Here is a 24,362-nt window from a genome sequence, read left to right as displayed (position 1 = left end):
CAGTTCTGAAGGAGTACGCATGGCTGTCTACAACTACGACGTGGTGGTGCTGGGTTCCGGCCCAGCCGGTGAAGGCGCGGCAATGAATGCCGCCAAGGCAGGTCGCAAGGTGGCGATGGTCGACAGTCGTCGCCAGGTCGGCGGCAACTGCACCCACCTGGGTACCATTCCGTCCAAGGCACTGCGTCATTCGGTGCGGCAGATCATGCAGTTCAATACCAACCCGATGTTCCGGGCCATCGGCGAACCGCGCTGGTTCTCCTTCCCGGACGTACTCAAGAGTGCCGAGAAGGTGATCGCCAAGCAGGTCGCCTCGCGCACCGGCTACTATGCGCGTAACCGCGTCGATGTGTTCGTCGGCACCGGCAGCTTCGCCGACGAGCAGACGGTCGAAGTGGTCTGCCCCAATGGCGTGGTCGAAAAGCTCAACGCCAAGCACATCATCATCGCGACCGGTTCGCGCCCGTATCGTCCGGCCGACATCGACTTCCATCACCCACGGGTGTACGACAGCGACACCATCCTCAGCCTCAGCCACACCCCGCGCAAGCTCATCATCTACGGCGCTGGGGTGATCGGTTGCGAATACGCCTCGATCTTCAGCGGTCTGGGCGTACTGGTCGAACTGGTGGACAACCGTGGCCAGCTGTTGAACTTCCTGGACTCGGAAATCTCCCAGGCGCTGAGCTACCACTTCAGCAACAACAACATCACCGTGCGTCATAACGAAGACTACGAGCGGGTTGAAGGGCTGGACAACGGCGTGATCCTGCACCTGAAGTCGGGTAAGAAGATCAAGGCCGATGCCTTGCTCTGGTGTAATGGCCGCACCGGCAACACCGACAAGCTGGGCCTGGAAAACATCGGCATCAAGGTCAATAGCCGCGGGCAGATCGAGGTGGACGAAAACTACCGCACCGGCGTGACGAACATCTACGGTGCCGGCGACGTGATCGGCTGGCCGAGCCTGGCCAGTGCCGCCCATGACCAGGGCCGTTCGGCCGCCGGCAGCATCGTCGACAATGGTAGCTGGCGCTTCGTCAACGACGTGCCGACCGGCATTTACACCATTCCCGAGATCAGTTCGATCGGCAAGAACGAACAAGAGCTGACTCAGGCCAAGGTGCCATACGAAGTGGGCAAGGCCTTCTTCAAGAGCATGGCCCGTGCGCAGATCGCGGGCGAGCCGCAGGGCATGCTGAAGATTTTGTTCCACCGCGAGACCCTGGAAATTCTCGGCGTGCACTGCTTCGGCTATCAGGCTTCGGAAATTGTGCACATCGGTCAGGCGATCATGAGCCAGCCGGGCGAACTGAACAATCTGAAGTACTTCGTCAACACCACCTTCAACTACCCGACCATGGCCGAGGCCTATCGGGTAGCGGCATACGACGGGCTGAACCGGCTTTTTTGAGCGGCTCCGGCCGGTGGCCTGAGCCGGTCGGGGAGACCGATTTCAGCCCTACCCGAGGGTGGTCTTGGCCAAACCGGGAAAGTCTGTGATCAGGCTGTCCACGCCAAAGTCGGCGAGTCGGCGCATCAGTGCCGGCTCGTTGACCGTCCATACCGACACGTGCAGACCCTGGCGCTGGGCCTTGATCAGGCGCTCGGGTGTGCACAGCGTCCAGTTCAGCGCCAGCAGGTTGCATCCGTAGTTCTGCGCGACCTTCAATGGGTCGAGCCAGGCGTACTCGGCGACCAGTCCGCGCGCGATGTCCGGCACCAGCTCCTGGGCCGCACTCAACACTTCCCGTGAACTCGAGGTGATGGTCACCTTGTCGAGCAAATCGTACTGCTGGGCCAGTTCGCGAATGGCCAGCACCGTGGTAGCGGCGCGCGTACGAGACGCACTTTTGACTTCAAGCTGCCAGTGCTCGAAGGCGCATTTTTCGAACAGTTCTTCCAAGCGCGGAATAGGGCAGGGCTGCACATGGCCCGGACCGCCTTGGCGGGCGTCGTAAGTGACAAGGTTGGCGGCGCTGTGTTCGACCACCTTGCCGCGGCGGCCCGTGGTGCGCTTGAGGGTCGGGTCGTGGATCACCATCAACTGGTTGTCGGCCGACAGGTGCAGGTCCAGTTCGCAGCGGTGCACGCCGTGCGACAGGCACTGGCGGAAGCTGGTCAGGGTGTTCTCGGGTGCTTCGCCCTTGGCGCCGCGATGGCCGTAGATCAGGGTCACGTTCATTCCTTCAAGTCGGGAGAGGGAAAAGTTCAGGGTTGCGGGTCTTGCCGTTCCAGCTGCTGGCGGCGCTGCTGTTGCTGGCGCTGCAGGATGTAGCGGGCCAGCAACTGGCGTTCGGCATCGCTCATGTCGGTGAATTCGGTGCCGACCTCGAATTGGCCGTCAGCCTGTGGATCGCAGTGGGTGATGCGTCCGCGCAAGAGCAGGCCATGGGCGCGTGGCATGAGCACCATCTTCACTTTCACCCGGGTGCCCGGGGCAATCCTCTGCGCCTGAACGCACTCGATTCCGCCCTCGGAGATGATCACCCGTTGCGGCTCGCCGATTTCGCCGAGCAGGGTCTGCGCCACCACTGCGCTGAGCAGATCGAGGCGCTTGTTCTGCGCGCGCAAAAAGGCGGCCAGGGTACGGTCCTTGTCGCTGAGCTGGCGTAACAGGTGCTGGGCTTCAAAGTCGGACAGGTGCAGTTCGCTGAGCAGGTTGAACAGCGGCGAATCATCCAGCAACAGTTCTGTATCAAGGGCTTGCGCCGCGCTCAACGGGCTGATTTGCAGTGCGATCCGATCTTCGATGCGGTAGTATTCGCGCCGATCTTCTTCGTCTAGTGTCGTCATGGCGAACCCATGGTTGCGGCAGTGGTCCGAGTGTAAAGCCGCCACAGGCGCCTCGCCACAAGGACGTTCCCTTTCCTGCGAACAAGCCCCGACATGTTCAGACCTCTCTTCGTATTCATCGGCACCCGCTACACCCGTGCCAAGCGCCGCAACCATTTCGTCTCGTTCATTTCCCTGACCTCGATGATCGGCCTCGCCCTGGGCGTGGTGGTCATGATCGTGGTGCTGTCGGTGATGAACGGCTTCGACCACGAGATGCGCACCCGCGTGCTGGGCATGGTTCCGCATGCCACCGTGGAAGGCGATCAGCCCATCGCCGATTGGCAGGCCCTCGCTCAACAAGTAAAGCAGAATCCGCATGTCCAGGCGGTCGCGCCTTTCACCCAGATGCAGGGTCTGTTGACCCATGACGGCAAGGTGCAGAAGATGCTGCTCAACGGCATCCTGCCCGAGCGTGAACGTGAGGTGTCGATCATCGACAACTTCATCAAGCAGGGCAGTCTCGACCGCCTGGCGCCGGGTGAGTGGGGCATCCTGATCGGTGACAAGGCGGCCGACAAACTGGGCGTCAAGGTCGGCGACAAAGTCACGTTCGTCGCGCCGGAGGTGAGCATCACCCCGGCCGGCATGTTCCCGCGCATGAAGCGCTTTACCGTGGTCGGCACCTTCCACGTGGGTGCTGGCGAAATCGATGGGTACCTGGGGCTGACCAACCTGTCCGACCTGTCGCGCCTGCACCGCTGGAAAGCCGATCAGGTGCAAGGGCTGCGGCTTAAATTCGACGACCTGTTCCAGGCGCCTCGCGAGGCCTGGAACATCGTCAAGCAGTTGGGCGAGCAGCAGTACTATGCCCGCGACTGGACCCGCACCCAGGGCAACCTGTACCAAGCGATTCGCATGGAGAAGTCGATCATCGGCCTGTTGCTGCTGCTGATCGTCGCGGTGGCGGCGTTCAACATCATTTCCACCCTGGTGATGGTGGTCAACGACAAGCGCGGCGACATCGCCATTTTGCGTACCCTCGGCGCCACGCCACGACAGATCATGGCGATATTCATGGTCCAGGGCACGGTCATCGGCGTGGTCGGCACCTTGATCGGCGCCGTGGTCGGCATCCTCGCCGCGCTCAACGTCAGCGCCGCCATTGCCGGCATCGAGAGGCTGATCGGGCACAAATTCCTCAACGCCGACGTGTATTTCATCGATTACCTGCCGTCGCAGATCATCGCCCAGGATGTGTGGATGGTCTGTGGTGCGGCGCTGGCCCTGAGTTTCCTCGCCACCCTGTATCCGGCCTGGCGTGCTGCGCGCACCCAGCCTGCAGAGGCGCTACGTTATGAGTGAGTCGCGCATGAGTGATAAAGCCGTACTGAGTTGCCGCAACCTGGGCAAGTCCTATGACGAGGGCCCGGAGTCGGTGCAGGTGCTGTCCGGATTGAGCCTGGAGCTGCTTCCAGGCGAGCGGGTGGCCATTGTCGGCAGTTCCGGCTCGGGCAAGAGCACGCTGCTCAACCTGCTCGGCGGGCTCGACACACCGTCCCAGGGCAGCGTCTGGCTGGCCGGCGAAGAGCTGTCGGCGTTGGGCGAGCGCGATCGCGGCCTGCTGCGCAATCGCGCGTTGGGCTTCGTGTACCAGTTTCATCACCTGCTGGCCGAATTCACCGCCCTGGAAAACGTCTGCATGCCGCTGCTGATCGGCCGCACGCCGATTCCCGAGGCCCGCCAGCGCGCCACCGCATTGCTCGAGCGCGTGGGCCTGGGGCATCGCCTGAATCACAAGCCTGCCGAGCTGTCCGGTGGCGAGCGCCAGCGTGTGGCGATTGCCCGTGCGCTGGTCAACCAGCCGGGTCTGGTGATGCTCGACGAGCCCACCGGCAACCTCGATCACCACACGGCCATGGGCATTCAGGAACTGATGCAAGAGCTGTCGACAGCGTCGCGCACAGCGTTCCTGGTGGTGACCCACGACCTCAGCCTGGCACGCAAGATGGACCGTGTGCTGAGCCTGGAAGACGGTCGCCTGGTCTCGATCTGACTGCACGGGGCTGCCTGCGCGGCCCCATCCTCTGTTCAACTGGATGTTCGCGTACATGTTCAGACCCTTGCCCTTGTTCATCGGTGCCCGCTACACCCGTGCCAAGCGCCGCAACCACTTCATCTCGTTCATTTCCATGACTTCGATGATCGGCCTGTCACTGGGTGTGCTGGCGATGATCGTGGTGCTGTCGGTCATGAACGGCTTCCAGCGGGAGATGAGTTCGCGCGTGTTGGGCCTGGTGCCGCACGCCAGCATTCTGGGCATTCAGCCGCTGGATGACTGGCACAGCGTGGCCACGGCCGCGCTGAAGAATCCAGCCGTGGTCGCCGCCGCGCCCTTGACCGAAATGGAGGGCATGCTTTCCTACAAGGGCGCCATGCAGCCGATCCAGGTCAGTGGCATCGACCCGGCCGAGGAGGGCCAGGTGTCCATCGTCGGCGAGCATATCGTCCAGGGCTCGCTGCAGGCGTTGCAGCCGGGCGATTATGGGGTAGTGCTCGGTGAGCTTACGGCGCGTCGCTTTCGCTTGAACACCGGCGACAAGGTCACGCTGATCGTTCCGGAGGTGAGCAGTGCGCCGGGCGGCATCACCCCGCGCATGCAGCGCCTGACCGTGGTCGGCATCTTCAAGGTCGGTGCCGAGCTGGACGGCTCGCAGGCCTACATCCACATTGCCGATGCCGGTCAGATGCAACGCTGGGCGCCCGACCAGGTGCAGGGCGTACGCCTGAAATTGCATGACTTGTACGCGGCGCCGCAGGTGTCCAAGGCGATCGCCACCCGCCTCGGCACGGCCTATCGTGCCGACGACTGGTCGCACACCCAGGGCAGCCTGTTCAGTGCGATGAAGATGGAGAAGACCATGATCGGCCTGTTGCTGCTGATGATCATCGCGGTGGCGGCCTTCAACATCATCGCCACGCTGGTGATGGTGGTGAACGACAAAGGCGCGGACATCGCCATCCTGCGCACCCTAGGCGCTACGCCGGCGCAGATCATGGGCACCTTCATGGTTCAGGGCAGCCTGATCGGCATCGTCGGCACCTTGATCGGCGGTGTGCTGGGCGTGATCGGTGCGCTCAACGTCAGCGCTATCGTCGGCTGGCTGGAACGTACCAGCGGGCAGCACATCTTCACCTCCGACCTGTACTTCATCAGCAGCCTGCCGTCGCAACTGCAGTGGGGCGATGTGGCGATCATCTGTAGCGCCGGACTGGTGATGAGCTTCCTCGCCACCCTGTACCCCGCGTACCGGGCGTCGCAGATCGAGCCGGCGATGGCCCTGCGTTACGAGTGAGGCCTGCCCTGGGGCTATCTCAGCATGGCTGGGGCAGTTCGATCACGAAATGTGTCCAGCCTTGGCTGCAGTGCGCGCTTATCGAGCCGCCATGGGCCTGGACGATCGAGCGGGTGATCGCCAGTCCTAGTCCCGCGTGCTCGGTGCTGCCTTCATGGCGTGCCGGATCCTCTCGATAAAAGCGGTCGAACACGCGCGGCAGGGCGTGCTCGGCGATGGCCGGTCCGGTGTTGGCCACGTCCACGCGCAGGTCGGGTGACACGCTCACCTCGACCGTTCCGCCTGGCGGCGTGAAGCGCAGGGCATTTTCCAGCAGGTTCGACAGCGCACGGCGCAGCATGTGGCGATCGCCTTGCAGGTGCGCCTGGCCTTGGCGGCGCAGGGTGATGGCGGCGTCCTCGGCCAGTGCGGCGTAGTAGTCGAGCAGGGCATCGACCTCCGCTGCCAGGTCCAGCCGCTCTCGGTTAGGCATGAGCAAGCCATGGTCGGCCTTGGCCAGATACAGCATGTCGTTGACCATTTGCGCCATGTGCTGCAGCTCTTCGAGATTGTCGTGCAAGGCCTCACGGTACTCGTCCAGGCTGCGCGGCCGGGTGAGCGTGACCTGGGTGTGCGTGAGCAGATTCGACAGCGGCGTGCGCAGCTCATGGGCAATGTCGGCGGAGAAGGCCGAGAGGCGCACGAAGGCATCTTCCAGGCGCTGCAGCATGGCGTTGACGGTCTGGCCAAGCTCGGCCAGTTCCTCCGGCAGTTGCGCCACCGGCAGGCGAGTGGTCAGCGAGCGGGCGTTGACACTGGCCGCCACCGCTCCCATCTGGCGCAAGGGGCGTAGTCCCCGCCTGACCGCCCAGGCGCCGAGCAGGGCGGTGACCAGCGCGGACAGGCCCACTGTCAGCCAGATCAATTGCTGCATGCGCTCCAGAAAGTGCTGGTGATGGGTGATGTCCAGAAACAGCGTGACCTGCCCGCCTGTTACGCGCTCGGAAAGGCTGCGGTAGGCGATGCTGCCTCTGTGCAGGGTGGCCAGGCCCGGCTGGCGAGGTTCCTCGGGCAAGCCGGTGCGACTGTCGAACCACAGCGTGTCATCGTTGCCGCGGATGCGCAGGGCCAGGTCTGCCTGGTGGCTCAGTTCGCTGCGCAGCACTGGCACTTTGGCCTCCAGTGCACTTGGGGAGTCGACATGGGCAAGGGCGGTACGCAGTTGCGAAAGGCGGGCGCTGAGCAGCTGCTGATCGAGCTCGACGAAGTGCCGTTCGCTGGCCTGGCTGAACAGCAGTCCAGCGGTCAGGGAAACGGCTGCAGTGCAGGCGGCGAACAGCAGGGCCAGGCGCCCTCCCAGTGACAGGCGCGGCATCAGTCGGCACGCTCTTCGAGCACGTAGCCCATGCCGCGTACGGTATGGATGAGCTTGCCGGGATGGCCTTCGTCGATTTTCAGGCGCAGACGCCGGATCGCGACTTCGATGACATTGGTGTCGCTGTCGAAATTCATATCCCACACCTGCGAGGCGATTAGCGATTTGGGCAGCACCTCGCCCTGGCGGCGCAGCAGCAGTTCGAGCAAGGCGAACTCCTTGGCGGTAAGGTCGATACGGCTACCGGCACGCTCGGCGCGGCGGCGCAACAGGTCCAGGCGCAGGTCGGCGAGGATCAGGACGTTGTCCTGGCTCGGGCTTGAGCCGCGTCGCAGCAGGCTGCGAACCCGAGCGAGCAGTTCGGAGAAGGCGAAGGGTTTGACCAGGTAGTCGTCGGCGCCCAGTTCCAAGCCATGGACACGGTCGGCCACGGCATCGCGCGCGGTAAGGAACAGCACTGGCGTGTCCAGTCCAGCCTGGCGCACGGCCTGGAGGATCTGCCAGCCGTCGCGGCCGGGTAGCATCACGTCGAGGATCAGCAGGTCGTGATCGCCGGTGAGGGCAAGAAATTCTCCGGTTTCGCCATCGTCGGCCAATTCCGTGGCAAAGCCCGCTTCGCTCAGGCCTTGGCGCAGGTATTGGCCGGTGCGGGCCTGGTCTTCGACGATCAACAGTTTCATGGGGTGTCCACACACAAGAGCGTTGGCCTGCTCGCACCGTGGGCGCGCTCGGCTGCCAAGGGAATTGACGACGATGATACGTGAGCCAACGTCAGCGTGCCCAAGCTGACAGCGTTGTAATCTGCCGGTCAGCCCGCCGCCAGCACGCTGACCGTAGAGTGGCGCCATTGTCCACTTACGCCAGGAGTCTCCATGAAATCTGTGATCCTCAGTGCTGCCTTCGCCTTTGCCAGCCTGCCGGCGCTGGCGGACGGCGCCAAGTCGTTCGCCTTCGGCGAGCCTGCTCCTGCCAGCACAGCCACCCGTACCGTGCAGGTAGTGCTCAAGGATATGGCCTTTGAACCAGGCGAGTTGCAGGTCAAGGCGGGGGAGACGGTGCGCTTCGTGTTGATCAACGAAGGCAAGCTGGTTCACGAGTTCAACCTGGGCGATGCGGCCATGCACGCCGAGCATCAGAAGGAAATGGCCGCCATGGCCGGTATGGATCATGGACAGATGGGCCACGCTGCGCATGGCCATGACGCGGCCAATACCGTGCTGGTCCAGCCAGGACAGCGTGCCGAGCTGACCTGGACCTTCCGCCAGTCGGCGCCCATCGAGTTTGCCTGCAACGTGCCAGGCCATTACCAGGCGGGCATGGTCGGTCAGTTGACCATCGAGTGACAGCGGCGCCCAAGGCGGGCGGCAAAACCGGTAGAATGGGCGCATTTCCGCGTTTTCAGGTCAGAGACATGCATCCCGCCGCCGAACACTCCCCGCTGGGCAAGTCCAGCGAATACATCGCCATCTACACGCCCTCGCTGCTGTTCCCGATCCCCCGAGCGGCCAAGTGGGCCGAACTGGGCGTCACTGCGCAAACGCTGCCGTGGCAGGGCGTGGACTACTGGAACTGCTTCGAGCTGTCCTGGCTGCTGCCTTCAGGCAAGCCAGTGGTGGCCATCGGCGAGTTCGCCATCCCGGCCGACTCGCCCAACATCATCGAATCCAAGTCGTTCAAGCTCTACCTCAACTCGTTGAACCAGACTGTGTTCGCCTCTGCCGAGGAACTGGTGGCGTGTCTTGAGCAAGACCTCTCTGCCGCCGCCGGTAAACCGGTGCGGGTGCGGGTGCGGAGCTTGGACGAGGTGCAAAACGAGGGGGTCATGGCCCTGCCAGGGCAGTGCATCGATGCGCGGGATGTGACCATCAGCCACTATGGCGAACCACAGCCCGAGCTGCTGCGCTGCGAGCCTGATCGCGTGGTCGAGGAAACCTTGCACAGCCATCTGCTCAAATCCAATTGCCCTGTGACGGGTCAGCCGGACTGGGGGAGCGTGGTGGTTGAGTACAAGGGCAGGGCGCTGGATCCTGCCAGCCTGCTGACCTACCTGGTGAGCTTCCGCCAGCATGCCGACTTCCACGAACAGTGCGTGGAGCGCATCTATCTGGATCTGCTGCGCCTGCTGCAGCCAGAGCACTTGACGGTGTATGCACGCTACGTGCGCCGGGGCGGGCTTGATATCAATCCTTATCGCAGCACCGCGCCGATCAGCCCGCGCAACGGCAGGCTGGTGCGCCAGTAAGTTCATCTTCGGGGCCGCACCCGCAGCCCCAAGCGGCGTATCAGATACCCATGCTGTGCAGGCGAGTGATGATGTCGCGCAGCGTGGCAGTGAGATCGGGGTGATCGACTTCGAAGCGCTCGACGGCGAGATTCACGCCATCAACCAGATTGTTGTCTGGCGAGACTTCTTCGAGCTTGATCTGCGCCTCGATCTGTCGTGCTTCCTCGCGCAGGCCGGTGAGTTCCTCTTCCGACAGCGGTACGTTTCGATCCAGTTGCTCGCGCAGGCTGTTCAGGCGTTCTTGCAATTCGCGGGCGGGCATTGGCTGTTCTCCATCAATGACTTGGCAAGCCATGGACCTCGGCGCAGGCGCAAAGGTTCTGACCTGACTGCAAGCGTAATCCACTTGCTGACGCTTTGCATGATCGGCATCAAGCCGCGCTGTCAGGGTTTTTCACCCTTGCGTCGACGGTGGGCAATGTCTGCCAGGCAGGTGTCGAGCGCTTCGAGATGGTCGATCACCGAGTGCACGCCCAATCCGAACAGTTCAAGGGTGGACTTGCCGCGCGCCAGCTCCTGCTCCTGCACGCTCATGGCCTGCCACCGGTTCGAGGTCTGATCGCACGATGGGCTGCAGGTGGCCAGGCCCACGGTCCACAGTCCTGCATTCAGGCCTGCCTGCAGCAGGCGCGGTTCGCCGCTCACCAGGACGCATCCGTCCAGGCGGGCACTGCTCAGTGACATCAATGCTTGCCAGCAGGCGTTCGGGGAAGGCCAAGGCGAGCCATTGGCGGCGTGGCCGGGTAACCAACTCGGCAGCACAGCGGTCAGCGCAGTGCTGTGCTCGCTGTCCAGTTCATCGAGCCAGATGCAGGGCACCTGTTGCGCGTGCAGCGACGCCAGGGTGTCGAGAGCGCCGGGGGCGGGCAGGGGGCTACCCTTCGCAGCCTGGACCAGGCAGCCGCGCAGGCCGAACAGCACGGCAGTGGGGGCGGGGGCTTCGTGCATGGCAACATCCCTGAAATATCGCCCACGCTAGAGTCTCTATGTGACGGTGGTGTGACAGTCACATGAAGAGCGAGATGAACACTACGCGATCAAGCAAGATATGCCATGCTCGCCGCCAGCCAGATTGCCCGTATACTGGCGCCCTATCGCGCAGCGCCATCCGGTGCTTGCCGCCGTGAAACCCGATGGAGAAACAGCTATGCAGAGGATCGGTGCCGGTGTGATCGAGCGAATCACCCAGGCCTGTGTCTGTGCCAGCCTGCTGCTGGCGCCGATGGCCGCCACCCAGGCGGCCACCGAGGACGACCCATGGGAAGCGGTCAACCGACCGATCTTCCGCTTCAACGACGTGATCGATACTTACGCCCTGAGACCGTTGGCCAAAGGCTACGAGGCCGTGACCCCGCAGTTTCTCGAAGACGGCATTCACAACGTCTTCCGCAACCTGGGCGATGTCGGCAACCTGGTCAACAATGTGTTCCAGCTCAAGCCTCATGCTGCGGGTGTCGACACGGCGCGGCTGATCGTCAACACCACCTTCGGCCTGGGCGGTTTCTTCGATGTCGGCACCCGCATGGGTCTGCAGCGCAGCGATGAAGACTTCGGCCAGACCCTCGGCTACTGGGGCGTGCCCAGCGGGCCCTATGTCGTCATCCCGCTGCTGGGGCCGAGCACCGTGCGCGATGGCTTGTCCAAGTACCCGGATTCCTTCACCGAACCCTATCGCTACATCGACCATGTGCCGACGCGCAACTCGATCTTCGCGCTCGATGTGGTCGATACCCGCGCCAGCCTGCTCCCGGCAGAGAAGCTGATACAGGGCGACAAGTACATCTTCATCCGCAACGCTTACCTGCAGAACAGGGAGTTCAAGGTCAAGGATGGCGAGGTCGAAGACGACTTCTGAGCCGTCCACAGAAAAGGCGATCTTCGGATCGCCTTTTTCGTCGGCGAATGTGGGCACGGCGCGCACTTCACAAGGTGACAACGCGCCATTCAAACGGCTTGGCTATATCCATTAGTGAGCCAAAACCTGGTCTCCAATAACCTCAGGTGATTAGGCCTGCGCACTCCATCCTCGCATGCTTGAAACGCCCAGCGGATGGGAGTACCGTCTGCGCCTTACAGGCACCTTTGCGCGTCGCCGGATAGCCTTGCTGTCCACCTCGCGCGCAGCGGTCATCAGTATTCCAAGTAGTCGACCGTCGTCCTTGCCGATGTCCGCTACGCCAACCAATCGGCGCCGTTCGCCCACATGCAGAAAACCCGTGCAACGCTGCTGATAATCGATGACGACGACGTGGTCCGTGCAAGCCTCGCCGCGTATCTGGAAGACAGCGGCTTCAGCGTCCTTCAGGCCATCAATGGCCAACAGGGGCTTCAGGTCTTCGAAGAACACCAGCCTGAACTCGTTATCTGCGATCTGCGCATGCCTCAGATGGGCGGGCTCGAGTTGATCCGTCGCATCACCGAGCAGGCTCCGCAAGTGCCGGTGATCGTGGTGTCCGGTGCCGGGGTGATGAGCGATGCAGTCGAAGCCCTGCGCCTGGGCGCGGCCGACTATCTGATCAAGCCGCTGGAAGACCTCGCCGTACTCGAGCACTCGGTACGCCGCGCGCTGGATCGCTCGCGGTTGATGCTGGAAAACGAGCGCTACCGCGAGAAGCTCGAAGCGGCCAATCGTGAGTTGGAAGCCAGTCTGCATCTGTTGCAGGAAGACCAGACCGCCGGGCGTCAGGTGCAGATGAACATGCTGCCGGAAAAGCCTTGGACGGCGGGCGACCTGTCGTTTGATCACCAGATCATTCCCTCGTTGTACCTGTCGGGCGACTTCACCGACTACTTCCGTGTCGATGAACGTCGAGTAGCGTTCTACCTGGCGGACGTGTCCGGCCATGGCGCTTCGTCGGCATTTGTCACTGTGCTGCTCAAGTTCATGACCACCCGTTTGCTGTTCGAATTCAAACGCAACGGCAAGATGCGCGACTTCAAGCCGTCCGAGGTGCTGTCGCACATCAACCGTGGGCTGATCAACTGCAAGCTGGGCAAGCATGTGACCATGGTCGGCGGAGTGATCGACGAGGACACCGGACTGATGACCTACAGCGTGGGCGGCCATCTGCCGTTGCCCGTGTTGTATACCCCAGGTCAGGCACGCTACCTCGAGGGGCGTGGCTTGCCGGTAGGGCTGTTCGACGAAGCCACCTATCAGGACCATGTGCTGAAATTGCCGCCGCGCTTCAGCCTTACGCTGATGTCCGATGGCATCCTGGACCTTTTGCCTGGGGCCACACTCAAAGACAAAGAGGCAAACTTGCCGGAGATTGTCAAAGACGCGCAGGGCAGTCTGGACGGACTGCGCAGTCGATTCGGATTAGCTACGCTTGGGGAGATGCCGGATGATATCGCCCTATTGGTGTTGAGCAGGAACCTTCCATGAGTACCGGTAGAATCCAGTTCGCCGAGCAGAACGGTACCTTCGTACTGAAATTCGTCGGTGAAGTGCGCCTGACCTTATGTTCAGCCCTGGATGCGACGATCGAAAAGATCTTCACGGCGCTGAATTTCTCGGCCATCGTCATCGACCTGACCGAGACCGAGAGCATCGACAGCACCACCTTGGGTCTGTTGGCCAAGCTGTCGATTCTTTCGCGTCAGAAGGTCGGCCTACTGCCCACTGTGGTCACCACAAACCCGGATATTTCCCGGCTGCTGCAGTCGATGGGCTTCGATCAGGTGTTCAATATCGTCGATCGGCCCCTGCCGTGCCCAGACTGCCTGAGCGATCTGCCTTCCCAGGACGAGAACGAGGAAGTCGTGCGTGCCAAGGTCCTGGAGGCGCACAAGATCCTGATGGGCCTGAACGACTCCAACCGCGAAGCGTTTCGTGACTTGGTGAGTGCGCTGGAGCGGTCCTGATCTGACCGCGTCAGTGCTCGGGTCTGTGCGTTCTGACGAACTCGGTGGCCTCGCTTGCATCGGCGTTCAACTGAAGCACCCGTACCGGGCGCCCCTCATCATCGAAGAACACCTGCCCTAACCCCGAACCGTTCCACAAGCGCTCTCCCGCCTTGCTGCGGCTCGGCAGGCGTGGCACCACTTCCATCGCGCGGCGCTGGGTGAAACCGTTGAGCGGTGAGCGCGGGGCATACAGCCAGCGATTGAGCCGATCCAGCACGTCCAGAAGCCTGCGTGGAAAGGTGTTCTTGATACCGCTGCTGGTCACTTGCCAGAGGTGCGGGCTGCGCTGGCGATGTCGGATCAGTACTTCGTACACGAAGGAATAATGCACATCGCCGGAGAGAATCACGTAATGGCCGGGTGTGCGCGAGTGCCTGAAGATGTTCAGGATCACCTGCGCGGCACCGCGGTGCGCCATCCAGTTCTCGGCGTCGACCAGCAGCGGATAGCCCAGCGTGCTGAATACCCGCTGTACCGTCTCGATCAGCTTGACGCCGAAGATCGGCGCGGGTGACACGATGATTGCCGACGGATGATCGAGCAGGGTTTGCTGCAATTCGCACAGGGCTTCCCAGTCGAGCAGGCCCGAGGGTTTCTTCAGGTCGCGCTCGCTGCGCCAGCGTCGGGTACGGGTGTCCAGAACGCGCAGAGGTGGGTCGCAGGGCAAGTCGTAATGCCAGGACTGAAAGCGCAGCAGAGCGTCTATCAAACTGTCTTGCAGCGAGGCGATGAGCTGTCGCTGCCCAGTGTCCTCGGTCAATCGCTGCAAAGTCTGGATCAGAGGTGAGCAGGCCGTTGGGTCGTTTCCCCAGCCTTGGCACACAAGGTATCCGATGAGGGCATTGCCGATGATCCGCCGGGAAAAAGGATGACCATAGGCGGTCTGCTCCCATTGCGCCGACAGGTTCCAGTCATCGGTGATGTCATGGGCGTCTCAGTCGGAAGCCTGGGAGTATGGACAGCAACTGGAGGCCAGAAAATGCAGCGCTTCCGTTGAAATCATAGCTAGTCCATATGGACTGGCTCAAATATGGACATTTTTTACAGAATTGTCCATAGGGGGCAGTGCCTCGCTCAGAGCAGTGGTCCCTCGGTCGGGAATCTTCGCTAATACGAAAGTATTCCGTTGCAGCCTACTTATGGTGGTGGGATTTCGCATTCGCCAAAGCCTCCGGTTGGTGAGTCTGACTTGGTATTTGTAAGGATTAGAGTCATTATTTTTCCAAGGAATCGCCAGTAAGTGCTAAAAGTTTGGCTTGGAGGGCGTGGTTCTGATGTATGAGTGAAACAATTTGGCACAGGGCTTGTTCATAGTCTTTCTTTAGTTTTTTGATTTCCTCATAGTTTGTCTTCTTTCTTTGCTTTAAGTTTTCTAATTTAAGGGTTTGTTTGGGGGCGATAAGTGATTGGGCTGCAGCTGCTTCGATAGCTGCAATTATTGAACTATGTTCTACTCTGCTTTTTTTTATGGATCCGCGCTTTCGCCCTGCTTCCAGAGCTACAGTGTCCTTGTTGATAGATGAATTTGCTGAAAGAATACGAGTCTTGCCTTCGATAATTCGTTTCAATGCTGCAAAATAATCTTCATTGCTACTCATAGATCCTCCATTTTTTTCAGTAGGCCATATCTCTTTATACTTTCGTAGGTGGCGTCAATTTCATTTTGTAATTGAACGGATTGCGGGGAGCCTGATTCATACATTTTTTGCCCCCGCTTGAGTGTTGTAATGCCTGTTTTAATTTTCCTTAAGCTGAGATCATCAAGAACTGATTTTTCGCATCCGGCACAAACGCGAAGAATATTTGTAAAAGAAATCTTGTCACATGGCTCGATGTTTGTGCAGTGGCCGAGAGGGCCAGGTTTGTATACCATTTGTCCGGTTCTGAATTTTTGCTCAGTAACTGTTCTGTCAGTTGTAATGATGAGAGGCCGTGCTTTGTTTCTAGCGACTTGGATTCGATGGCCCTCGCCTCCCCACAAGATATTGTTGCTGTTGATTATGTCGGCGTCGTATTCAAGGAATTGTGCCATTTGGCGTTCGTTCTCCAATTCATCCATGAGTTGTAACGAGTCATCAGTTTTGATGAAGTTAACAGCAAAAGCGCTACCTCGCCGGTAATATTATGCCATCATTTCTGTGAATTGTTTAAATTGCACGGCTAGTGAGCCAACTGAAACGAGTTTTGATCGCGCGCAGTAAACAGCTAATGATCGCCTGCATTGATGAGTTGCAAGCGGCCAAGGCTCCGCTAAAAGCACCTCTGAATCGTTACGCCAGTCCCGAAAACCGTCAAACTGCTCTAGTTCTCTAATGTCAGATTCACGCACAAGCATGTCGGGCCATCGCGCAAGCAAGCGTCTGAGAGTGCGTACATGGCAGGAGGAAGATATTACTGGTGCACCATCATATGCTTGAGTTATCTGTTGGATCTTCTTCAAGGCTGGAAAAAGAGGGTAATTCTTGATTTTTGTTCTCTCGTAGTTGAAGAGTTTCGCACAGAGTTCACCAATCTTTAGGGCAGAGAGTATGCCTATTTGAATTATCTTGGATGTGACCCAGAATGTATCTGTATGGATTTGACTGCCGATTTTTGAAGTGTACCCACGTAAGATGCTAATCGCGCTATCGCCAGTTGCTATTGTTGTTAAGCTATCGGCCGGTAGGTGCCTGGCTTCATTGTGTCGCATTCCGCTAAACAAATGCACCCAGTAGAGAGCAGCGCATTGAATCTCCCCAATGTAACTGCTAAGCGCTTTCCAGTTGCTAATGGATTTGTTTGAGAAAAAAGCATCAAGTTCCAGACTGCTCAAGGCATCCTGCCAAGAAATGGCTGTGTGCTTTCTTGCTCGACGCAATGGAGATCCATACCTTGGATCTTCAATTCGCCTCGCGTACAGTTCGATGATGGCATCAGAATTATTATTGAAATCTGTTAGTTCGGAATGTAGTAGAGTGATTAGTGTGGCGTATAGTCGAGAAGGAATTAACTTAGTTTGCTGTGGGGCGCCTCTCTGCGCTTTAGGGTATTTGTCATACATAGTCTGCATTAGCGATATGGTTTCGAAGCTAGAAGGGCCTAGGGTAAACTGAGCATGCTTTGCTCTTATGTAGTAAAGTTCTTTTATTAATCCTAAGGTAAGGAACATTTGTTTTGCGCTAAGGTGTGAGTAACTAGGGAGCAAGAGTTTCCGCATATTACGCTCTTCGAATAACTCGGAAAGTATAAGTCTATTCTTCAAAGCTAGTTTTGCAAGTTTTCTTAGTTCTATTAGAGTGATCGAAATTGGCTTTCGAGGTTTGTGATAGAGGAATAATCGAGAAATCTGAATTTTCTTCATCTCTTCGGTAATTTTTCTCGCGACTGGTGTGTTGTCTTCTGAGTGCCAGCTTGAAAAGTTGTAAACGCAACGTCCCTTTGCGTCGTATGTTTTTAGGTTCCATACGTCCTCCCCATATTTTGATATGATATTTCCATCTTTGGTCCTGGAAATAACAAAGCTTTGATCTAGATCGAAATAGTCTGAAGGCTCTGCGCGCTGGTCTGGAAGTTGACGAGCATCGACAGATGAAAGTTCTAAATATGCGATGAGGCTCATGATATGACCCCAAGTACAACAAGAGTGTCGAAATGGATTGCCCAGAATGGATCGAGCTTGCCTATTGCTATTTCCGAATTTATTTCTGTTATTTTTTCGGCATTTGGTCTTCCAGTGTCAGCGATCTCTGATAATATTTCATCGATTCTATGTTTTGTGGGTGCACTTGAAGATATTACGTAGTCGGCAAGCTCGTTGTCATTTGTGATTTCGATGATGTAGCGAAGGGAAAGTAAACTTCGTATATCTTGTTCGTCTGCATGTACTCCATAGTGGGCGCAGAAAATACAGGTTTCTGGAGACTGACAATTCGGGGTAGGAGCATGATGAGTAAATCCATTTGCATGCTCGGGCTGAGCCAGCGTTTTTTTCGTGCAAGCGCCTATGTTGGTTTTGCTGTCATGTGTTGTTTCGTCTAAAATGGTTACTGGAATTTTTGAGGCTGAGCGCGTTCTGTCGATTGCTGATTGGTGCATTGCCTCAAAAAAATTCGTCATTTCCTTTACGTAGTCTTCCAAGGCGGGACGACTATAGCTTTGGCGTATAGTCTCCTCCGTATTTCCAAGTTTCTCTGCCGTCAGCAGCATATCTCCGCCGCTAAGCTTTATGTATTGATAACTTATATTTTTTCGCCACTGTGTTGGATTAATCCATACCGTATGCGGAAGAATCTTTCCAAGGTGATCTTTAAAAGCCCTTAAAGTGGATGTCGAAACAACGGAGATACTGTCTCTGCTTCGGTGTGTACTCACAGGTATCGGAAATGCTAAATCGGTTTTTTCATTAGCGATAAGCCAATCACGAATCTTTAGGTGCTTGTCAAATACCGATGAGAAGCGCGCTCCGAACTCGGGCAGCACCGTCTTTCCCTTAGCCCTATACTTAACGCCGGACATGCGTTTGCCTTGTGTTGTAGGTACGATTTCTAAGGAGGTAAGGCGAAGTTGTTTAGCAACGCTAGCATTACAACCAGTCGCCGCTATGAACGCAAGAAATCCGGCTGTAATTGCGTGGATACCTAAGCGGATTCTTGTTAATGATCGTAAGTTCGAGTTCCGATCTGCTATGCGGCAGCGCGTTTGATCGAAACGGGATCTCTCAATCACCGTCGTTGCGGCCCGCCAGTCCAGCCCAAAATGACGTGCGACATCGGGCCAGGAGGGAAAGTGAGGGGATGACTCTAATAGTTTGGCGATAGAAAAATGATCAGGATTTTTTGAAGCGAAGTGGACGGACCAGAGATAATGTGTAGGGTTTTCTGGCGAAACTATTTTTAAGGGAAGCGGAGCGCCTTCGACAAGCACGCGATAGGCTTCCTCTACATAGCAGACTAAAGTTGCGAATGTCCTCGCTTGAGTGTCTGAGTCGGGGACCTCAAGACTGATATGTTTGGAGTTGTCTCGGTTTTGAGTGATGTATGTGGCAAAGCCTTTTATTTCCTTTTCGCTTAGCTCAGTGGTCGACGCTATTATGAAGCGTGCCGCACGTTGGTATGATGATGCGGTGCTTAGTTTGATCGGGGTGTCGTTAATCCCTGATTTTCTTACCCGCATTAACAGATTGGCAGTATATGCGAAATAAGCGCTTCGCATGGATGCTTTATTATTGAATTCGTATGCTTGTTCTTGGGCGTCAATCCAATCCATAAACCTTGAGAATTCACCAAACATGCTAATCGCGGTGCTGGCTGGCCTTCTGCTCAATTCTCCAAGCATGAAACGCGCTATTGGTAACCTATGTTTATCTAGCGAGGCGAGGTCAACGGGACAGCTTATGTGCTGAGGGAGTTTGCTGCCTCTTTTTGTATAACACAGCGAGCCAATGTCCAAGGTGCGCGAGCAGGAAGCGTATTTATCAAATACGTTCATAATCGAGAGCTCAGGTCGCATTATGTGTACGTTGTGATCAGCAGATAGGAACTCCATGGTCTTTCTCTGGATGAGAGTCCGCTTCATGAGGTCTGCGCTCCCGGCATGCTGGTGAAAACATGCTTAAATAGTTCCTCTTCAAAATCATGCTGGATACTTTTTTTCCATTCCAGCCTTGTCTTGTAGTTTAAGTATTGTAATGTGGTGCTCTTATTTGTGTGCCCCATGCGCTGCTGGACATATTCAATTGCATAATTTGTGCTCGTGTTTCCCAAGTGATTGATTTGGCTTTCCATAAGATTCATTCCAAACGTGGCGCGCAAGTCATGAAATTTGAATTTTTTGAAGTTTGGATGGGTATGAAAAATTCTTGGCAAAATTATTTGCTGTATATGAGCCCGAATGGCGGCTCCGTCTTGTATATTTACTTGCTGAGCCCTGCTGCTTATATTCGTATTTGATGTAAACGTTTTTTTGCTCTTGCTCGATATTTCTTGCCTGCTTGTGTAATAAGGGACTCCACTCTTGCTCAGAAAAATATAGTTATCTTTGGATTCTCCGTAATAAGAGCGTTGCCGCCGCTTAATAGCTTCAGGGCATCTGCTATAAATAATTATGTCTTTCACTAACCATCCTGGGATTAACAGTGTCATTTTTTTACTTTTCTTTGTATCAATTAAGGTTCCAGAGCCTATGGCGAGCCTTAAATTTCCATCAGAGTCGAGTCTGCCTTCAAAGTCTCGTATTCGGAGAGTGCCAATCGTCTGAGTGCGTGCGCCCGTAAATAGCGCAAGATAGAACATAAGTTGATATTCCCGAGAGGAGCGGTGCAGAGCTTTTAGAACGATAGCTTGCTCATCGATGGTTAATGGGCGAAGCTCCTCGTCATCTTTAATGTACTCGGCACAACTTTGTTTTGAACCTCCCTTGAGGGATAGATTATGAGAGGTGATTTTTATTTTTCCGGAAGCTCCGTACTCTCTTCTAACGAAAAGCTCTTTGTTAAATCTTGTGAAAGCTATGCCGTCACCGCAAGGTTGGTTTACTAATCCCCATTTTGTGATGCCGTCATAAAAATTGACTACAGCGTTAATCCTAGATTTAGCTGTGCTTGTGGAGAGTTCTGCGTTGTTTACAAAATTTAGTAGTTGCTCTCTATAGCGATATGTCACTTTCAGGCGATCATTCTCTGGGAAATGAAGAAAATCTAGGTTCTGATCTTCCAGGAAGCGCAGGTAGTCAAGTAAGTGGTCCGCAATGCCTCTATATGTCTTCGACTCATATCCAGAATCACGCTCTAATTTCGTGGTCAGGTAAAGATTTCCGATGTGCCATGGCTCACCATTACCCTGTATCAAAACTGGAAAATTCGGGTAATAACCACTTCCATTGCGTGTAAATACATCGTCCAGCACCGTCCTCGATTCGGCAAGGAGGTCTATATTTATACTTTTAATTTTTAGAAGAAAGAATTCAGAAACCAGAACTCTTCGCGCCTTTGATTGATAGCGGCTACTGTTGCCTTTGAAGTGTTGTTTTTGATTGGTCATGCATAATCACCACAGCGCTGAAAATGAGTATTTTCTCGAGTGGTTATGCTTCTTTGTTTAAGAAGACCAAGGATCAATCCGGATAAACTGCGTGGCCCCGCTGTTCGGGTGTTTGCTTGATAGGTTTTAGCTGGGAAATGAAGAAAATACGACACACTTACTCTCCAATTAGAATATTATGGAAAGTAAGGTCGTCCATATCCTCTTAGCGGGGGCCGCCTCACCGTGTCATCATATCCTGCGAAGATCTGACGTTGTATAGTTTTTGTATATCAGGCTGTTTGTTGCGATAGGTGTTATTGAGCGCTAGGGTTTTAATGGAGGGTAGAATTCTGGAGCCTAGCGGTTATCTGGTCCACCAACTGACTACGGCTGGCTCCAAGACAGGCAACTCCGATCCAGGGATCCTGCATTGGATCTCACAGATGTCCGTGCCGCCATTCCAATTGTCAGGGCCGATCAATTCAGCTTGCGCCGGATATTGACGTACGAGCTAGTGCATCGTCAGCGCCTTCTGTCCTCAGGAGCGTTTGTACTGTTCCCAGGATTGGCTCAAGCTGATCCTTACTCACCGTAACTCGACCACTTCCATTTGCTACAAATTCGGTGAACCCTGCGTCTCCGCATCTGAATGATGGTGTAGGGCGTCATGCAACCTCACAGGATGATGCTACCGTGCAATTACTGGTTTAATATACAGCTCTATGAGGCAGCTGACCCAGTAGGAGGATTTGATGTCTTCCTCTCGTGACATTGTAGAAGTCATAACCCTTGATGAACTGTCGTCTCTCTACGAGATAGGCCAAGACTGCGCTCTGACGATGGAGCAGTATCGAAACTCGCTGCGGCCATACCGGCTGATTCGCCCTGAGGCGAGTTGCCAATATCAGGGAAATGGGAAGCGCTGTTCCCAACTGCATCAGCACGGCTTTGTGATCGAGCTCCACGACGATTTTCCAAGGTGTTGATAGGGAATTGCTGCGCACTGAATCACCTAGGCCTAGATGACGAACAGGTCAGAGGTGAGTTCAAGCGGCTAAGCTCATCGATCCGCCTCCTGATACAACCTCTACTGTGATGGTTGGCTGATACTTTGTCGATCTACGGCAGATATCATGTCAATGAGCTATGCCAGGCTCTTATGCCGGCCTGAGGCTCTGCGGCATACTGTCGAGCTGCACTAATCCCAACCAATACGGAAGATCCCGCATGTCCCAGTTGAACCGTTACCGCGAGCTGGAAGCCCAGCTGGCCGCGCAGCTCCAACAGCTCGAAGAGATGAAGAACAGCGACTCGCTCAAACGCGAGATCGAGTTCGAAGAGAAACTGAAGGCCCTGATGGCTGAGTACGGCGTGAATCTTCGCGATGTCATCAACCTGCTCGACCCCCAGGCAGGCCGCTCTGCTTTCGTCGCCCAGGTGCCACAGAAAGGCTCTCGCGCACCCCGCGCTGTGAAGCGCTATCACAACCCGCACAGCGGCGAAGTAGTTGAAACCAAAGGCGGGAATCACAAGACCTTGAAGGTTTGGAAAACCCAGTATGGCTCTGACACCGTCGAGAGCTGGCTGCAGTAAGGGACATGAGGAGAGCTCCGCATTGGGGCTCTCCATGCGCAATGAAGAGGGATCTTGAGTGAGCGAAGCGCAAATCAGCACATTGCCGAACCATCTGCGAGATGCGGTGCAGTTCCAGCTTGCAACAGAGGTTGATGACGACACTTCAGCCTATGTTGCCGTTCAGCTAGGGCAATACGTGCAAGCTGGAAACCATGAAGCAGTGAGCCTGCTCGAATCGCTGATCGCAGCGAACAAAGAGCGGGCTAAGATCGTTCTGGCAGATCTTCTGGCGACGGGCGATGGCATTGAGCGAGATTGTCCGAGATCGATCAAGCTACTGGAGTCAGCAGCTGATAGTGGATCAGTTCGCGCAATGTTAATGTTGTGCGATCACTACGATGGCCGGCGAGATCCTGCAGATGCCGACCCCGCGAAGGCTTTGCATTGCCTTCGAAGAGCAGCCGATCTTGGCAATGAAACAGGCGCTGAGAGTCTTGCCGACCGCCTGGTGGCCGGTAGGAGCGCTGAACAGTGCACACCTGAAGAGGTAGCCGAGATCGAGCGGCTGTATCAAGAGACACATTACACATCGAATTCGTACTACAAGCTCGCGATGTTCCATAGCCAGGGCAAGCAGTCGAACGATTATGCCGGCGATGAGTATCGCAAGGCAGTTACATGGCTTCGCAAGGGCAAGCAACGCCATGAAGCTGGTGGGAAGAAGTGCGCTGAGCAGCTCACCGCATGGGGGCTGGATGTCCCAGCCAAAGGGGCCGCACCGAATTCAAACGAGGCGAAGTGGGCTTGGATCATACTGCCCTTCAGCATCGCCCTATGGGCGGCGATCGGCAGCGGCCTGCTCGCGGTGGCCAACGCGATCAACGCAGTGACCATCCCCCTCATCCTGATTATCGCCGTGATCGCTGCCGTCATCTCGTTCTTCAAGCGTAAGCGCTGACAAGCCTCTGTGCTTCAACGAGTAAGCGCTACCGAGAGGCAGAACATGTATCGGCATAAAATTGAGACAATGCTCAACCAGCGGGACAGCCTCTTTGGCCGGACCCGCGCGGCGAGTATCCAGTACAGAAAATTTCACTGCTCAGCTATGCAGAATCTCAAAGCATTCCCCATTGAAGTACGTCGTGCTCTGCTTGATCGCTGGAAGCGGAATGCTTTAGAGGTTTCGTGGGAATATCTGTCTCCGCTCGTCCATAGCAGAGGGTGATTCCGTACCCTGCTACAGATTCATCAGTTCCGCTGTGGAATCTTGGCTTGAGTAGGTATGCAGCGTCACTTGCTGCGCATTTGGGCTTCCGTTTGCTTTTGCTTCCCAATTCGCGCCTAGTCAGTAAGCGTCCGGCGAACTCACCTTCCGAACTCCAGCTTTAAGGGCGATGGTGTCCGCGTATTTTTAAGCGGACGCGATCACCCTTATCGCCAGGATTTCCATGCGCCAACGAAGCTCTTATCCGAAACCGTTCAAAGCCCAGGTCGTTCAGGAATGTCTGCAACCTGGCGCATCTATTTCCAGTGTCGCCATCAGCCACGGCATCAATGCCAACGTCATCCGCAAATGGATGCCGCTCTATCGAGACCAGCCCGCAGCAACTTCACTCCCAGCATTCGTCCCGCTAAAAGCTGCACCTAAACGGCCAGCTGAAGCGTCAGTGATCATTGAGTTACCCATGGCCGGGCAAGTGATCACGGTGAAATGGCCAACCTCAGATCCCGAGGGCTGTGCGCAATTTATCCGGGCTGTCGCTCAATGATCCGCATCGATGCGATCTGGCTGGCCACCGAGCCGATGGACATGCGCGCCGGTACCGAAACCGCATAGCCCGAGTGATCGCGGTGTTTGGTGCGGCGAAGCCGCATTGCGTTTATCTGTTCGCCAATCGCCGGGCCAACCGGATGAAGGTGCTGGTGCACGACGGCGTGGGCGTCTGGCTTGCAGCGCGACGACTGAATCAAGGCAAGTTTCACTGGCCCGGCATTCGCCATGGCAGCGAGGTCGAACTCAACAGCGAACAACTCCAGGCCTTGGTGCTGGGCCTGCCGTGGCAGCGCGTTGGTGCAGGCGGTGTGATCAGCATGCTGTAACCGCCGTGCAT

24 protein-coding genes and 1 pseudogene are annotated in these 24,362 nt (G+C 56.6%); 13 read left to right on the top strand and 12 right to left on the bottom strand.

Going from position 1 to position 24,362, the window contains the following annotated elements; all coding sequences use genetic code 11:
* The first annotated feature begins 19 nt into the window (after positions 1 to 19).
* Positions 20 to 1,414, top strand: coding sequence for a Si-specific NAD(P)(+) transhydrogenase (gene sthA / locus Q6A47_RS01815; RefSeq protein ID WP_029613024.1), 1,395 nt, complete (start codon positions 20 to 22; stop codon positions 1,412 to 1,414).
* Between the two features lie 48 nt (positions 1,415 to 1,462).
* Here the strand turns inward: sthA and Q6A47_RS01810 are convergent, their stop codons facing one another.
* Both Q6A47_RS01810 and Q6A47_RS01805 read right to left on the bottom strand, forming a co-directional pair.
* Entirely contained in the window at positions 1,463 to 2,179 is a 717-nt protein-coding gene (locus Q6A47_RS01810) for a glycerophosphodiester phosphodiesterase (RefSeq protein WP_039578770.1), read from the bottom strand.
* Positions 2,180 to 2,211: 32 nt separating this feature from the next.
* Positions 2,212 to 2,796: a PilZ domain-containing protein gene (locus Q6A47_RS01805; protein ID WP_304482765.1), complete on the bottom strand. Its 585-nt coding sequence runs from the start codon at positions 2,794 to 2,796 to the stop codon at positions 2,212 to 2,214.
* 93 nt (positions 2,797 to 2,889) lie between these two features.
* Here Q6A47_RS01805 and Q6A47_RS01800 point away from each other — a divergent pair, with 93 nt between their 5' ends.
* From Q6A47_RS01800 to Q6A47_RS01790, 3 genes are read left to right on the top strand one after another with little or no spacing between them, the layout of a single operon-like run.
* Entirely contained in the window at positions 2,890 to 4,140 is a 1,251-nt protein-coding gene (locus Q6A47_RS01800; protein WP_304482764.1) for a lipoprotein-releasing ABC transporter permease subunit, read from the top strand.
* A gap of 7 nt (positions 4,141 to 4,147) precedes the next feature.
* Positions 4,148 to 4,831 (top strand): lipoprotein-releasing ABC transporter ATP-binding protein LolD, encoded by a 684-nt coding sequence (lolD, locus tag Q6A47_RS01795; RefSeq protein WP_209435528.1) that lies wholly within the window; start codon positions 4,148 to 4,150, stop codon positions 4,829 to 4,831.
* 55 nt (positions 4,832 to 4,886) lie between these two features.
* Entirely contained in the window at positions 4,887 to 6,131 is a 1,245-nt protein-coding gene (locus Q6A47_RS01790; protein WP_304482763.1) for a lipoprotein-releasing ABC transporter permease subunit, read from the top strand.
* A gap of 19 nt (positions 6,132 to 6,150) precedes the next feature.
* Here Q6A47_RS01790 and Q6A47_RS01785 read toward each other — a convergent pair whose 3' ends face one another.
* Complete coding sequence (locus tag Q6A47_RS01785) at positions 6,151 to 7,488, bottom strand: heavy metal sensor histidine kinase (RefSeq protein ID WP_304482818.1); 1,338 nt, start codon at positions 7,486 to 7,488, stop codon at positions 6,151 to 6,153.
* On the bottom strand, positions 7,485 to 8,165 hold the full coding sequence (locus Q6A47_RS01780) for a heavy metal response regulator transcription factor (RefSeq protein WP_029613018.1): 681 nt from the start codon (positions 8,163 to 8,165) through the stop codon (positions 7,485 to 7,487). The genes Q6A47_RS01785 and Q6A47_RS01780 overlap by 4 nt, the downstream gene beginning before the upstream one ends.
* Before the next feature lie 192 nt (positions 8,166 to 8,357).
* On the opposite strand from Q6A47_RS01780, the gene Q6A47_RS01775 reads away from it, so the two are divergent.
* Entirely contained in the window at positions 8,358 to 8,828 is a 471-nt protein-coding gene (locus Q6A47_RS01775) for a cupredoxin domain-containing protein (RefSeq protein WP_304482762.1), read from the top strand.
* Between the two features lie 68 nt (positions 8,829 to 8,896).
* Entirely contained in the window at positions 8,897 to 9,727 is an 831-nt protein-coding gene (gene queF / locus Q6A47_RS01770) for an NADPH-dependent 7-cyano-7-deazaguanine reductase QueF (protein WP_116888620.1), read from the top strand.
* A gap of 40 nt (positions 9,728 to 9,767) precedes the next feature.
* On the opposite strand, the gene Q6A47_RS01765 is transcribed toward queF, so the two are convergent.
* A complete protein-coding gene (locus Q6A47_RS01765; RefSeq protein ID WP_029613015.1) occupies positions 9,768 to 10,031 on the bottom strand; it encodes a DUF4404 family protein in 264 nt (87 codons plus the stop codon).
* Positions 10,032 to 10,153: 122 nt separating this feature from the next.
* Positions 10,154 to 10,717 carry an HAD superfamily inactivated hydrolase PcrP gene (gene pcrP / locus Q6A47_RS01760; RefSeq protein ID WP_029613014.1) on the bottom strand — a complete coding sequence of 188 codons (564 nt, stop codon included), beginning with the start codon at positions 10,715 to 10,717 and terminating at the stop codon, positions 10,154 to 10,156.
* Between the two features lie 199 nt (positions 10,718 to 10,916).
* On the opposite strand from pcrP, the gene Q6A47_RS01755 reads away from it, so the two are divergent.
* From Q6A47_RS01755 to rssC, 3 genes are all read left to right on the top strand, one after another.
* Complete coding sequence (locus tag Q6A47_RS01755; protein ID WP_039578752.1) at positions 10,917 to 11,624, top strand: MlaA family lipoprotein; 708 nt, start codon at positions 10,917 to 10,919, stop codon at positions 11,622 to 11,624.
* Positions 11,625 to 11,972: 348 nt separating this feature from the next.
* Entirely contained in the window at positions 11,973 to 13,157 is a 1,185-nt protein-coding gene (gene rssB, locus Q6A47_RS01750; RefSeq protein WP_304482761.1) for a two-component system response regulator RssB, read from the top strand.
* A complete protein-coding gene (gene rssC, locus Q6A47_RS01745; RefSeq protein WP_029613011.1) occupies positions 13,154 to 13,636 on the top strand; it encodes an anti-sigma factor antagonist RssC in 483 nt (160 codons plus the stop codon). The genes rssB and rssC overlap by 4 nt, the downstream gene beginning before the upstream one ends.
* A 10-nt stretch (positions 13,637 to 13,646) precedes the next feature.
* On the opposite strand, the pseudogene Q6A47_RS01740 reads toward rssC, so the two are convergent.
* The 6 genes and pseudogenes from Q6A47_RS01740 to Q6A47_RS01715 all read right to left on the bottom strand — a co-directional run.
* Positions 13,647 to 14,612 (bottom strand): annotated as a pseudogene (locus Q6A47_RS01740) (metallophosphoesterase family protein); the annotation flags it as partial.
* A 280-nt stretch (positions 14,613 to 14,892) separates the two neighbouring features.
* A complete protein-coding gene (locus tag Q6A47_RS01735) occupies positions 14,893 to 15,276 on the bottom strand; it encodes a hypothetical protein (RefSeq protein ID WP_304482760.1) in 384 nt (127 codons plus the stop codon).
* On the bottom strand, positions 15,273 to 15,737 hold the full coding sequence (locus Q6A47_RS01730) for a hypothetical protein (RefSeq protein WP_304482759.1): 465 nt from the start codon (positions 15,735 to 15,737) through the stop codon (positions 15,273 to 15,275). Before Q6A47_RS01730 ends, Q6A47_RS01735 begins: the two co-directional genes overlap by 4 nt.
* A gap of 63 nt (positions 15,738 to 15,800) precedes the next feature.
* The gene (locus Q6A47_RS01725) at positions 15,801 to 17,276 is read right to left on the bottom strand and encodes a hypothetical protein (RefSeq protein ID WP_304482758.1); all 1,476 of its coding nucleotides are present in this window, start codon (positions 17,274 to 17,276) and stop codon (positions 15,801 to 15,803) included.
* Positions 17,273 to 18,991: a hypothetical protein gene (locus tag Q6A47_RS01720; RefSeq protein WP_304482757.1), complete on the bottom strand. Its 1,719-nt coding sequence runs from the start codon at positions 18,989 to 18,991 to the stop codon at positions 17,273 to 17,275. Before Q6A47_RS01720 ends, Q6A47_RS01725 begins: the two co-directional genes overlap by 4 nt.
* A gap of 236 nt (positions 18,992 to 19,227) precedes the next feature.
* Complete coding sequence (locus tag Q6A47_RS01715) at positions 19,228 to 20,694, bottom strand: tyrosine-type recombinase/integrase (protein ID WP_304482756.1); 1,467 nt, start codon at positions 20,692 to 20,694, stop codon at positions 19,228 to 19,230.
* A 1,209-nt stretch (positions 20,695 to 21,903) separates the two neighbouring features.
* On the opposite strand from Q6A47_RS01715, the gene Q6A47_RS01710 reads away from it, so the two are divergent.
* The 4 genes from Q6A47_RS01710 (at position 21,904) to tnpB (ending at position 24,351) form a co-directional block, all read left to right on the top strand.
* Positions 21,904 to 22,269, top strand: a complete 366-nt coding sequence (locus Q6A47_RS01710; protein ID WP_304482755.1) for a histone-like nucleoid-structuring protein, MvaT/MvaU family — start codon at positions 21,904 to 21,906, stop codon at positions 22,267 to 22,269.
* 58 nt (positions 22,270 to 22,327) lie between these two features.
* The gene (locus Q6A47_RS01705) at positions 22,328 to 23,209 is read left to right on the top strand and encodes a tetratricopeptide repeat protein (protein ID WP_304482754.1); all 882 of its coding nucleotides are present in this window, start codon (positions 22,328 to 22,330) and stop codon (positions 23,207 to 23,209) included.
* Positions 23,210 to 23,699: 490 nt separating this feature from the next.
* Entirely contained in the window at positions 23,700 to 24,020 is a 321-nt protein-coding gene (tnpA, locus tag Q6A47_RS01700) for an IS66-like element accessory protein TnpA (RefSeq protein ID WP_003189485.1), read from the top strand.
* Positions 23,989 to 24,351 (top strand): IS66 family insertion sequence element accessory protein TnpB, encoded by a 363-nt coding sequence (tnpB, locus tag Q6A47_RS01695; RefSeq protein WP_304482752.1) that lies wholly within the window; start codon positions 23,989 to 23,991, stop codon positions 24,349 to 24,351. Before tnpA ends, tnpB begins: the two co-directional genes overlap by 32 nt.
* Positions 24,352 to 24,362: the final 11 nt, after the last annotated feature.

The sequence above is a fragment of the Pseudomonas boreofloridensis genome (assembly GCF_030580795.1).
Lineage (GTDB): Bacteria > Pseudomonadota > Gammaproteobacteria > Pseudomonadales > Pseudomonadaceae > Aquipseudomonas > Aquipseudomonas boreofloridensis.
The sequence above is the reverse complement of the archived record's forward strand: the minus strand, read 5'-3'. Positions and strand labels throughout refer to the sequence as shown.

Excerpts from the sequence above, each read along its gene's own strand:
- queF (WP_116888620.1), top strand. The coding sequence starts at position 8,897 with ATGCATCCCGCCGCCGAACACTCCCCGCTGGGCAAGTCCAGCGAATAC.
- Q6A47_RS01775 (WP_304482762.1), top strand. The coding sequence starts at position 8,358 with ATGAAATCTGTGATCCTCAGTGCTGCCTTCGCCTTTGCCAGCCTGCCG.
- tnpA (WP_003189485.1), top strand. The coding sequence starts at position 23,700 with ATGCGCCAACGAAGCTCTTATCCGAAACCGTTCAAAGCCCAGGTCGTT.
- pcrP (WP_029613014.1), bottom strand. The coding sequence starts at position 10,717 with ATGCACGAAGCCCCCGCCCCCACTGCCGTGCTGTTCGGCCTGCGCGGC.
- rssB (WP_304482761.1), top strand. The coding sequence starts at position 11,973 with ATGCAGAAAACCCGTGCAACGCTGCTGATAATCGATGACGACGACGTG.
- Q6A47_RS01805 (WP_304482765.1), bottom strand. The coding sequence starts at position 2,796 with ATGACGACACTAGACGAAGAAGATCGGCGCGAATACTACCGCATCGAA.
- Q6A47_RS01765 (WP_029613015.1), bottom strand. The coding sequence starts at position 10,031 with ATGCCCGCCCGCGAATTGCAAGAACGCCTGAACAGCCTGCGCGAGCAA.
- Q6A47_RS01755 (WP_039578752.1), top strand. The coding sequence starts at position 10,917 with ATGCAGAGGATCGGTGCCGGTGTGATCGAGCGAATCACCCAGGCCTGT.
- Q6A47_RS01720 (WP_304482757.1), bottom strand. The coding sequence starts at position 18,991 with ATGCTTGGAGAATTGAGCAGAAGGCCAGCCAGCACCGCGATTAGCATG.
- Q6A47_RS01730 (WP_304482759.1), bottom strand. The coding sequence starts at position 15,737 with ATGGATGAATTGGAGAACGAACGCCAAATGGCACAATTCCTTGAATAC.
- Q6A47_RS01710 (WP_304482755.1), top strand. The coding sequence starts at position 21,904 with ATGTCCCAGTTGAACCGTTACCGCGAGCTGGAAGCCCAGCTGGCCGCG.
- Q6A47_RS01735 (WP_304482760.1), bottom strand. The coding sequence starts at position 15,276 with ATGAGTAGCAATGAAGATTATTTTGCAGCATTGAAACGAATTATCGAA.
- Q6A47_RS01725 (WP_304482758.1), bottom strand. The coding sequence starts at position 17,276 with ATGAGCCTCATCGCATATTTAGAACTTTCATCTGTCGATGCTCGTCAA.
- sthA (WP_029613024.1), top strand. The coding sequence starts at position 20 with ATGGCTGTCTACAACTACGACGTGGTGGTGCTGGGTTCCGGCCCAGCC.
- Q6A47_RS01800 (WP_304482764.1), top strand. The coding sequence starts at position 2,890 with ATGTTCAGACCTCTCTTCGTATTCATCGGCACCCGCTACACCCGTGCC.
- lolD (WP_209435528.1), top strand. The coding sequence starts at position 4,148 with ATGAGTGATAAAGCCGTACTGAGTTGCCGCAACCTGGGCAAGTCCTAT.
- rssC (WP_029613011.1), top strand. The coding sequence starts at position 13,154 with ATGAGTACCGGTAGAATCCAGTTCGCCGAGCAGAACGGTACCTTCGTA.
- Q6A47_RS01780 (WP_029613018.1), bottom strand. The coding sequence starts at position 8,165 with ATGAAACTGTTGATCGTCGAAGACCAGGCCCGCACCGGCCAATACCTG.
- Q6A47_RS01790 (WP_304482763.1), top strand. The coding sequence starts at position 4,887 with ATGTTCAGACCCTTGCCCTTGTTCATCGGTGCCCGCTACACCCGTGCC.
- Q6A47_RS01715 (WP_304482756.1), bottom strand. The coding sequence starts at position 20,694 with ATGACCAATCAAAAACAACACTTCAAAGGCAACAGTAGCCGCTATCAA.